At 64.9% G+C, this 2,542-nt stretch carries 2 protein-coding genes; both read right to left on the bottom strand.

What is annotated here, in order from left to right; translation table 11 throughout:
* Positions 1–66: 66 nt before the first annotated feature.
* Entirely contained in the window at positions 67–876 is an 810-nt protein-coding gene (gene istB, locus HPC46_RS34160) for an IS21-like element helper ATPase IstB (RefSeq protein ID WP_179476405.1), read from the bottom strand.
* Positions 873–2,378, bottom strand: a complete 1,506-nt coding sequence (gene istA, locus HPC46_RS34155; RefSeq protein WP_179476404.1) for an IS21 family transposase — start codon at positions 2,376–2,378, stop codon at positions 873–875. The genes istB and istA overlap by 4 nt, the downstream gene beginning before the upstream one ends.
* Positions 2,379–2,542 lie beyond the last annotated feature (164 nt).

Genomic DNA, 2,542 nt, shown 5'->3' with positions numbered 1-2,542 from the left:
TGTCAATGGCCAAATGGAAGTACCCGCTGGTGGCCGGATAAAAGTCTCCACCCCGTGTGGTGATTCCTAGGTTGGTTGGGTGTTCTCCTTCCGGTGTTGGGCGTCTTTCATGCGGTAGGAGTCGCCGTCGGTGATGACGACGGTGGCGTGGTGCAGGAGCCGGTCGAGGATGCTGACGGCGGTGGTGTGTTCGGGTAGGAATCGGCCCCATTCTTGGAATGGCCAGTGCGAGCCGATGGCCAGGGAGCGGCGTTCGTAGGCGCCGGCGACGAGCCGGAACAATAGTTGGGTGGCGGTGTCGTCGAGTGGGGCGAAGCCGAGTTCGTCGAGGATGATCAGGTCGACCCGGAGCAGGGATTCGATGATCTTGCCGACGGTGTTGTCGGCCAGGCCGCGGTAGAGGGTTTCCACGAGGTCGGCGGCGGTGAAGTAGCGCACCTTGTGCCCGGCATGGATGGCGGCGACTCCCAGTCCGATCAGGGTGTGGGACTTGCCCGTTCCGGCAGGTCCGATGATGGCCAGGTTCTGTTGTGTGCGTATCCATTCCAGACTGGATAGGTAGTCGAACACTTTCGGCTGGATCGAGGAGACTGTCACGTCGAACGACTCGAGTGTCTTGGTGACGGGGAAGCCGGCGGCCTTGAGGCGGTTGACGACGTTGGAGGCATCCCGTGAAGCGAGTTCGGTCTCGATCAGGGTTCGCAGCACCTCCTCGGGGGTCCAGCGTTGGGTCTTCGCGGTGATCAACACTTCAGGTGCGGTGCGTCGGATCGCGGCCAGTTTGAGTCGCCGCAACCCGGCGTCGAGATCAGCGGCCAGCGGCGGAACCGACGGTGGCGCAACGGGTTTTACGGCCTTCGCTGATGTGCTGGTCATGAGGTGACACCCCCGTCGGCCGGGCTCACGGTGTAGGCGTCCAGCGAACGCATCGGGGCGACCGGGAGGTCCAGGATCAGCGCGTCACCGGCCGGGCGGGGCTGCGGTGTTCCCGCGCCGGCGGCCAGGATGGAGCGCACGTCAGCGGCACGGAACCGCCGGAACGCCACCGCCCGACGCAACGCCGCGGTCAGTGCGTCGGTGCCGTGCGCGGCTCCCAACCCGAGCAGGACCTCCAGTTCAGAGCCCAGCCTGGTGTTGCCGATCGCCGCTGCCCCGACCAGGAAGGCCTCGGCATCCGCACCCAGGGCGCAGAACTGCTGCTCGGTCGTGGTTCGGGGTCGTGGACCCCGGTTCGGTGCTGGTCGTGGCCCGTCGTAGTGCCCGTCGAGGATCGACGCACTGCCTGGGGCGGCGAGCTCGTGTTCGGCCACGATCATCCCGGTGGCCGGTTCAACCAGACAGACCGCGCCGTGATCGACCACGACGGCGACGTTGGTCCCGATCAGCCGGGTCGGTACGGAGTAGCGGGCCGAGCCGTATCGGATACATGACAGTCGGTCGACCTTGCGCAGTACCGAGGGTGCCCCGATCTGCAACCGCAGCGTCGGCAGTGGTTGCAGCAGTTCACGTTCGACGATCAGCCGTTCGTTGGGAACGGCGCAGATCTCCGAATGCATCGTGGCGTTGACTTCGGCGCACCACGCTGCGGCGGCGGTGTTCGCGACCCGCAGATCGACTGGCCGTCCGGTGATGGCGGCTTCGGTCAACAACGGGACGGCCAGGTCGCGTTGGGCATAGCCGCAGAGGTTCTCCACGATTCCCTTGGACTGCGGGTCGTTGGCGTGGCAGAAATCCGGAGTGAATCCGTAATGTCCTGCCAATCTTACGTATTCGGCCGTCGGGATCACCACGTTGGCGACAACCCCGCCCTTGAGGCACGCCATCCGGTCGGCCAGCACTCGCGCCGGAACACCACCGATCGCATTGAATGCTTCTGCGATCAACGCCAGCGTGGTGGATGCCTTCTGGTCGGTGGCGAACGCGACGAAGCGCCACCGTGAGAACGCCAGCACCGCGCAGAACAGGAATAATCCCGGCGCGGCCTGGGCCCAGTCGATGACCAGATACTCACCCGGTGACCACACCGCGGGACGTCGCCCTCGGTGATGCTCGTTGCGCCACAACGTCTTCGCCTCGGCGACCAGGCGGCGGAAGTTACGGGCGGATCCCTGATAACCGGCAGCCCTGGCCATCGGCAGCATCCGTTTGGCCGACATCCGGCCCTGGGACTTCTCGACACGGTCGGTGACCAGGTCGGTCACCGCATCGTAGTTGTGGGCCCGTTGGGCCCGTGGCGGTGCGCTATCGCCGGCTTCGAACTTCTTCACGATCCGTTTGACGGTCTTGGGGGTGGTGTGGCAGAGGTCGGCAGCACCTCGGTACGACCCGACTTGTTGGTAGGCGGAAATGATGTCCATGCGGTCCTTCGCAGACTTCAATGGAACTCCCCGGTGGTGGTGGCGTTTGGTTGGCACCTTCACCGTCACCATCGGGGCCCACAGTTCCTGATCGACACGACGAACACAGGGTGGGGACTTTTATCTGGCCACCAGCGGGGACCTCTACTTGGCCACCAGCGGGTACTTTTTCATGGCCACGGACA

Source organism: Mycolicibacterium vinylchloridicum (assembly GCF_013404075.1).
GTDB lineage: Bacteria > Actinomycetota > Actinomycetes > Mycobacteriales > Mycobacteriaceae > Mycobacterium > Mycobacterium vinylchloridicum.
The sequence above is the reverse complement of the archived record's forward strand: the minus strand, read 5'-3'. Positions and strand labels throughout refer to the sequence as shown.

What these genes read in the sequence shown, in the direction of transcription:
- istB (WP_179476405.1), bottom strand. Translation starts at nt 876, where the DNA reads ATGACCAGCACATCAGCGAAGGCCGTAAAACCCGTTGCGCCACCGTCG.